The sequence below is a fragment of the Verrucomicrobiota bacterium genome (assembly GCA_016871535.1).
GTDB lineage: Bacteria > Verrucomicrobiota > Verrucomicrobiia > Limisphaerales > SIBE01 > VHCZ01.
Map to the genome: position 1 here is coordinate 1 of VHCZ01000278.1, position 7,905 is coordinate 7,905.

At 59.6% G+C, this 7,905-nt stretch carries 4 protein-coding genes; 1 reads left to right on the forward strand and 3 read right to left on the reverse strand.

The features are described from left to right. Positions 1-646: 646 nt before the first annotated feature. The gene (locus FJ398_23680; protein ID MBM3840899.1) at positions 647-3,220 is read left to right on the forward strand and encodes a c-type cytochrome; all 2,574 of its coding nucleotides are present in this window, start codon (positions 647-649) and stop codon (positions 3,218-3,220) included. Between the two features lie 503 nt (positions 3,221-3,723). On the opposite strand, the gene FJ398_23685 is transcribed toward FJ398_23680, so the two are convergent. From FJ398_23685 to FJ398_23695, 3 genes are all read right to left on the reverse strand, one after another. Continuing rightward, positions 3,724-4,422 carry an ABC transporter ATP-binding protein gene (locus tag FJ398_23685; GenBank protein MBM3840900.1) on the reverse strand — a complete coding sequence of 233 codons (699 nt, stop codon included), beginning with the start codon at positions 4,420-4,422 and terminating at the stop codon, positions 3,724-3,726. Positions 4,423-4,666: 244 nt separating this feature from the next. Continuing rightward, positions 4,667-5,878 (reverse strand): efflux RND transporter periplasmic adaptor subunit, encoded by a 1,212-nt coding sequence (locus tag FJ398_23690; protein MBM3840901.1) that lies wholly within the window; start codon positions 5,876-5,878, stop codon positions 4,667-4,669. A 742-nt stretch (positions 5,879-6,620) separates the two neighbouring features. Continuing rightward, a complete protein-coding gene (locus FJ398_23695) occupies positions 6,621-7,679 on the reverse strand; it encodes a hypothetical protein (protein MBM3840902.1) in 1,059 nt (352 codons plus the stop codon). Positions 7,680-7,905: the final 226 nt, after the last annotated feature.

Here is a 7,905-nt window from a genome sequence, read left to right on the forward strand (position 1 = left end):
ATTCTCCTTCGTTGCGCCTCGCCATCCGGCCTTTGGCGCGAAAACAGGACCCCGCGGAATTTTCGGACACGCTCTGAGGAGAAACGAAGCCAGAAAGCGAAATCGCCCCAGCCCTCCGGGGCGGGGCGGCGCCTGGCCGGCTGCGGCGTTGCTCGTCGGTCACAGCCCCAAAACGGGGATGCTCCCTCCTCGCGCCTTGCATCCGGCCAGGCGGCGCTCCCGCCAAAACCGGAAGTTATTTTTGCACAGACCCTAAGCAAAGGAGCGAGCTTCGCCTTTGTTCCCTTCTTCGTTCCCTGATACGGCTTCTGTTTTTAACAAAAGGCAACGAAGAGAACAGCGAAGGCGGGGAATCGGAACGACCACTTCCCGGACCCGAACCTCCTGTTTTTCCGAGCGTAATCGACAGAAGACCGACTGCGCGGCAACCCAGCCCTACCGTCGGATTTCATGGAGACTTACACGGCCTCACAGCCGTGCTGCGCACGGCCCATGAACTGGTAAGGACGCGTTTCACCGCGTCCCTGAATTTCTTTTCGATCACAGATTAAAGTCAGGGACGGAGTGGAATCCGTCCCTACCCGGTTCATGGAAAGTTCCCATCGCAACACTTGAATCCCGCAAGCGCGCTTGCCATGCTTCGGGCATGCAATCACACCGAATTTGCCCTGCTCTTGACAATTTATATCCACTCTCGCTTTCCATTCTCTTGGGTGCGTTAGCTCTTACTCCGGCGCCCTGTTTTGCAGCCGACGACCTTGGCGCTTCCGCGACTCCGATCAACCAGCTCAAAGTCGCCAAGGATTTCAAAGTCGAACTCCTTTACACGGTCCCGAAAGGAACGGAAGGCTCCTGGGTCGCAATGTGCGTTGATCCGAAAGGCCGGCTCATCGTTTCCGATCAATACGGCAAGCTCTACCGCATCCTGCCGCCCGCGCTCCGCAGTGCTGATTCGGTGAAACCGGAACCGATCGATCTGGAAATCGGCCAGGCCCACGGCCTCCTCTACGCATTCGACAGCCTCTACGTCATGGTGAATGAGAATCCGAAAGGGCGCGGCCTGTATCGCGTCCGCGACACCAACGGCGACGACCGTTACGACGAAGTCAAACTGCTCCGCCGGCTCGAAGGCGGCGGCGAGCACGGCGTTCATGCGATCCTGCTCGCGCCGGATGGCAAGGGCCTTTACCTGGTCTGCGGCAACATGACCAAGCTGACCGATTACGCCGCGTCTCGTATCCCGTTGAACTGGAGCGAAGATCACCTCCTGCCGCGCATGTGGGACGGCAATGGATTTATGCGAGGCGTGCTCGGACCGGGCGGCTGGATCGCGCGAACCGATCCCGAAGGCAAGAGTTGGGAACTGGTCGCGGTGGGGTTCCGAAATGAATTCGACGCCGCCTTCAACCGCCAGGGCGAACTCTTCGCCTACGACGCCGACATGGAATGGGACATCAACACCCCCTGGTACCGACCCACGCGCGTGAATCACGTGATTAGCGGCGCGGAATTCGGCTGGCGCAGCGGCGCGGGCAAATGGCCGGCCTACACCCTCGACAGCTTCGGCGCCGTGGTGGACGTCGGTCCAGGCTCGCCAACGGGTGTCACGTTCGGTTACGGCGCGAAATTCCCGGCGAAGTATCAGGAAGCGCTGTTCATTTGCGACTGGAGTTTCGGCAAGCTTTACGCCGTTCACCTCACCCCCGACGGCGCGAGTTACACGGGGACCGCCGAAGAATTCGTCACCGGCCAGCCGCTTGCTTTGACGGACATCGTCATCAATCCCAACGACGGCGCGATGTATTTCGCAGTTGGCGGGCGCAGAACGCAGTCTGCTCTCTATCGCGTGACTTACACCGGCAGAGAATCGACCGCGCCGAGCAAGAGCGACAGTCGTTTCGCCAAGGAACGTGCGCTGCGCCACAAACTCGAAAGCTTCCACGGCCACAAAGACTCGAAGGCGGTCAAAGAAGCCTGGCCATATCTCGGCCACAAGGATCGCGCCTTGCGCTACGCGGCGCGAGTCGCTCTCGAATGGCAGGACGCCTCCGAATGGCGCGAGAAGACGCTGAACGAAAAAGATCCGCGCACCGCCATCGCCGCGTTGGCGGCTCTGGCGCGTGTGAGCAGCAAGGATCAATTCCACCGCAGGCCGGCCGACCCACAGCCCGACACCGCGCTTCAGGGTCGCATCCTGGCCGCGCTCGACCGGATCAATTGGAAAAAACTCAGCCAGAGCGACCGGCTCGATTTGATGCGCGCGTACACGCTGGCGTTCACACGGTTTGGCAAGCTGGACGACGCGACGCGACAGCGCTTGATTGCCAAGTTCGATCCGTTGTTTCCCGCCTCGACGCGCGAACTGAACGCCGAACTGGCGCAGATGCTCGTCTATCTCGAAGCCCCGAGCGCTGCGACCAAACTCACGTCCGCTTTGCGAGCCGCGCCGACGCAAGAGGAACAACTCGAGTATGCCCGCGCCCTGCGGGTCTTGAAGTCGGGCTGGACCCAGCCATTGCGGGAAGAGTATTTCCGGTGGTTTTTGAAAGCAGCCAGCTTCAAAGGCGGCGCCAGTTTGAGCGGGTTCATGCGCGATATGAAAAACGACGCCCTCGCCAGCCTGACCGAACCGGAGAAGGCGGCGCTCAAACCGATCCTCGACCTGCAACCCGAAACGAAAACCGCGCTCCAAATCCTGGCCGCGCGGCCGTTCGTGAAAGAATGGTCCGTCAGCGAACTCACGCCGATCGTCGAGCGCGGCCAGAAGGGCAAACGCAATTACGAACGCGGACGCAAACTCTTCGGCGACGTCGGCTGCGCCTCGTGCCATCGCTTCGACATGGACGGCGCGGCGGTCGGGCCGGATTTGACGAACGTGGCGGGCCGTTTCAGCATTCGGGATCTGCTCGAATCGATCGTCGAACCGAGCAAAGTCATCAGCGATCAATACGGCGCCATCGTCATCAAGAGGAAGGACGGCGAAACGGTCACCGGCCGGGTGGGCAATCTGAGCGGGGACAACCTGATGGTGATCGAAAATATGTTTGCGCCGAATGATTTCAAAAATGTCCAGCGCCAGGACATCGAATCCATCGAACCGTCCAAGGTCTCCATGATGCCCGAAGGCTTGCTCAACACGCTGAGGGAAGATGAGATTCAGGATCTGATGGCTTTTCTGCTTTCCCGAGGTGACCAGCGAGCGCGGATGTTTCGACAATAACTTTGGCGTCCCTTTGCCGCTGCTGGCGCTGCTGGGTGTTTCTTGCGCAGGGTCTTTTCTCCAAGCAGCGTCCGTGCGGGATTGAATGACTTTTGTCCTTCCAGAGATCGAGAAAGCGAGCTGCGAATCGTTCACGGCTTGCGCGCGCCTTTTGGCGAAAGGCAACTCGCAGTCCAGTATCGATGAAATTGACGGGCGGCACTTTTTCAGTAAGTGGCGCTCCGATTCAGCGGATCTCCTGGTCTCTGGAGCCTGATGAAGAGGCAATTGAAATCCGACTCCGTTCGACTCGGAGATCGACGTTGAACGAAGCATACTTGGTCGTTGGCGAGGTCAGGAAGATTCCCAGCCAAACGGTTGTTCACGCGCCATTGCCTATCAATCGTGCTCACACAAACGTCAAGGGGCCAAAGTCCACTCAGGCCCGCTACCTGTTCATGCGGGTCTGGCGATGGGTAATTCAGCACGATGCCGATGGTCCTTGTTGAAATCATTCTTTCCGGTCAATCCGGCTTCTCCGTGCTGAGCCGCCCCTTGTTCAGGTAGAGCGTCCGGCTGGCGCGGGCGGAGGCGTGCGGGTCGTGGGTCACCATGATGATCGCCTTTCCGTGCTCGCGGTTGAGCGCCTGAAGAAGGTTCAAAATCTCGTCGCCGGATTTGCGGTCGAGATCGCCCGTCGGCTCATCGCAAAGCAGGAGCGTCGGATCCGTCACGATGGCCCGGGCGATGCCCACGCGCTGTTGTTCGCCGCCCGACAGTTGGCGGGGGAAATGTCGCGTGCGATGAGAAAGGCCCACGACCGACAGCGCGGTCGCAACGTGCTTCCTCCGTTCGGCCTTGGAAAGGTTCGTGAGCAGCAACGGCAGTTCGACGTTTCGCTCGGCCGAGAGCACGGGCAGGAGGTTGTAAAGTTGGAAAACCAGTCCGACGTGCCGCGCGCGCCAGGCCGCCAGACGGCGCTCGGACAATTGGTCGATGCGCTCCTCGGCCACTTGAATCGTGCCTTTGGAGGGCCGATCCAGACCGCCGATCAAATTGAGCAGCGTGCTCTTGCCGGAACCGGACGGGCCCATCAGCGCCAGGAATTCGCCTTGCTGAATTTGGAGATTAAGCCCTTCCAGGACGTGAATGGTTTCGGTGCCGCGGCGAAAGGTCTTTTCAACGTCGTGGACCTCAACGAGGATTCCTTTGTCGGTAGTCATAATCTCTAAGCGCGGGTAGGGACGCATTCCACTGCGTCCCACTTTAAGGCTTGAGGCGAAGGAAAGACAATGAGAGTGACGATGAGAATATCGCGGCGTCGGGTTTCCTCGTCGTCCGTCCTTGGTTCAATAGCGCGTTGGGGATTAGTCAGGGACGCGGTGGAACGGGTCCCTACCTGCGCCGAGCATGCGCCAAGAAGGGTTGGGAGTCGGTCTCTCGTCGTCGTTGAGCTCGTCTTGAATCTCACTTCTTCTCCTGCACGCGCCCGCCATCCGCCAGATTCTCCGGTCCTTCGACCACAACTTTCTCACCGGTGGCGAGGCCGGCCGCAATCGTGACTTCGTCGTTCCGGGAAGTTCCGAGCGTGACGGCGCGCCGTTCGACGCGTCCATTCTGAACGACCCACGTGATATCGCGCCCATCTTGCTTTCGCACCGCGGCTTTCGGAATCGAGATGCTCGCGCTGGCCGTCGGGACTTCGCCGCCGCCGCGAAACGCGACCTTCACGCCCATGTCCGGCAAAATACGCCGGTCGAGTTTCTCGAAGCCGACTCGAACCTTCACCGTAGCCTTCTGCCGGTCCGCCGTCGGAATGATCGCGATGACCTTGCAGGGAATCTTCCATTCCGGATAGGAATCGAGCGTGGCTTCGACGGCCTGGCCTTCTGTGACGCGGTTAATGAAGCTTTCGTTGACGTCGATCTCGATCTCCAACGATTCCATATCGACGATGGTGCCAATGCCGGTGCGGGTGAATCCGCTGCCGGCTGAAATCGGCGAAATCATCTCACCCGGCTGCGCATTCTTGGTGACGACCACGCCGGCGAACGGCGCGCGAATGATGGTGTCGTCCAGTTGCTGTTGGTAAAGCGCGAGCTGGCGGTCCGCGACGGACACTTCAGTGGTTTGCTGTTCGAGGCGCGCTTTCAGGGATTTGACTTCTGCTTCGGCTCGGTCGAGCTCGGCCTGGCTGGAAATCCGGCTGGCGACGAGCGCGCGGGTCCTTTTGAGGTTGAGTTCGGCTTCCTCCAGACGGGCTTTGGTTTCGCCGGAAGCGGCGCGGGCGGATTCGAGTTGCGCCTGAGCGAGCTTCAGGCTGGCTTCGACATTCGAGGCATCCAGGCGCGCCAGGATTTGTCCGTTCGTGACCTTCTTGCCTTCTTCGATCAACACCTCGATGACTTTGCCGGTGACTTTGGAGGATACCGTGGCCTGGCGCCGCGCGGTCACGTAACCGGAGGCGTTGAGCACCGTCCTTTGGCCCGATGCGGCGGTCTCGCGCACGGTGATCGTGCGAACTTCAGCCGCCGCCGGACGCATCATTCGCCAGCCCACCAGCGAACCGACGACGGCGATGGAAACCAGGCCAAAGACGATCCAGGTCCAGGGCGCTTTGGATTCGGGTGCGTTGCGGTCTATGCGCAAGTCATCCAGGGAATGTTTGCCTGCCGTCATCGAATGTGGCGGAAAGGAAACCGTGTTTCGGAACGAGGGTCAAGCCGCACTGCTTCTCGAACTGGCGCACCGAAGACTGGAAGGCTGGTTTCCTAATCCTAATCATAATCTTAATCCTGCTCTAAAGCTTCGGATCGACTCTGACTTTGAGAATCACGCGAAAATTTCCAACCACGGATGACTTTTTGTGATGGCCCTCAGGAAGCGATCAAAATCGAAGCCTTGTTCTTCGAGAACACCGAGGAATCCTGGCGTCGTTGGAATCGAGACAATCAACCGCATTGGGAGTTGGTGCCGAAGCGCTGAAGCTAACGTGAAGCAGAGCGAGATCCCAAGTTCCAAGCGCCGAGGCCATCGCCATTCTACGGATGATTGGTTTTGGGGAAACATCGAACAAACACGCCAAAAGACACGAAAGGAGAATAGCTGCTTGAGAAAGTCTTTGGCCCTAACCCAACGGTAAAAGCTAATCCGTCGTCGATCCGTTGCGGTTTCGTGTTTTTCGTGTTTTCCGTGGGCTCCACTGCGGCTCCCAGGTTGAACGCGGTTGGGAATTTCTCAACAGAAGCTAACGAAGGTCACGAAGTCTTCGTTTTCTTCGTTGCCTTTTGTTTGAAGCCGCGGCGGGGCTGAGAGCTATTTACCACGGATTACACGGATCACACGGATGACGGAATCGGCCAGCCTTTCTTATCCGTGCCCACCCGTGTCATCCGTGGTCAAATATTCCCTTCCTCGGAGATCACCGGACGATTTTCAGCACGCGGTTGTTGCTGCTGTCGCTGATGTAAAGCGTGCCGTCACGGTGCAGGTAAACACCGTGCGGCTGGTTTAGCTCAGCTTGGTCGGGCGGACCGCCTAATCCCGCAGTGCCTTTGTTCCCGTTGCCCGCCACGCGGACGATCTTTCCTTCCTTCACAAGATACTTGCGGATCACGTGATTCTCGGTGTCGGCGATGATCACGTTGCCGTCGTGATCGAAACAAAGGTGCTTCGGGCCGTTCAATGTGGCCTGGCGCGCGTCGCCGCCGTCTCCGCTCGCGCCGCGCTGGCCGGTGCCGACGATGGTTCGGATTTTCCCACGCGCATCAACGCTCCGCAACGCATGGCCGCTCCGCTCCAGAATCCAGACCGTTCCGTCTTTGCTTACAGCCACGGCACGCGGGTCCACGAGCGGCACCGCGACGGCATCGGCGCCGTCCTCCGGCACGCCTCGCTGGCCGTTGCCCGCAACGGTGCGGATGATGCCGGTGCTCAGATTGACGGCGCGGATGCGGCGGTTGTCGAGATCCGCGAGGTAAATGTTCTCCCCTTGCGGATCGAGCGAAGCGCAGTAGATGTGGCCACACTGCGCTTGAGTGGCGGGCCCGCCGTCGCCGCCGAAACCTTTTCCGCCAATGCCTGCGATCGTGGTTACGATTCCAATTTTTCCATCGATCTTCCGCACGCGGCTGTTCCAGGTGTCAGCGATGAAAATGTCGTCATTCGGCGCGATGGCCAGGTTGTGAGGTCCGTTGACCTGGGCGTCGCGCACCGAGCCGCCGTCACCTGCAAATCCAGCAGCGCCATTCCCGCCGAGCGTCGTGATGATGCCGTTCGGGGCCACTTTCCGGATTTTGTGCCCGTTCATCTCGACGATGATCATGTTGCCCGCGCGGTCGAAATCGACGCCGAACGGGTTGGTGACTTTGGCGCGGTCGGCCGGCGCGCCGTCGCCCTCAGTGCCTCCGCCCGCGACCAGGACCAGTTTTCCGGAGGAACGCGACTCGGCGGCGTTGGCTGGCCCATTCGCGCATGGCATCGCAGCAGCGACGGTAATAAGGCAGAGAGCGACTTTTGAGTTCATGATTTCATGAGCGTTCATTCGCGTGAATTCGCGGTTGAACTGTATGGATCTGGGCTAAGGACGACCGAGAATGAATCTCCGGACGGCTGCCGCGGTCGGATCATCTTCATTCGGCACATTGACCATTTCCGAAATGTGGCTCTGGCGCGGAATGAAGACGAGTTCGGACGAGACGTTTGCC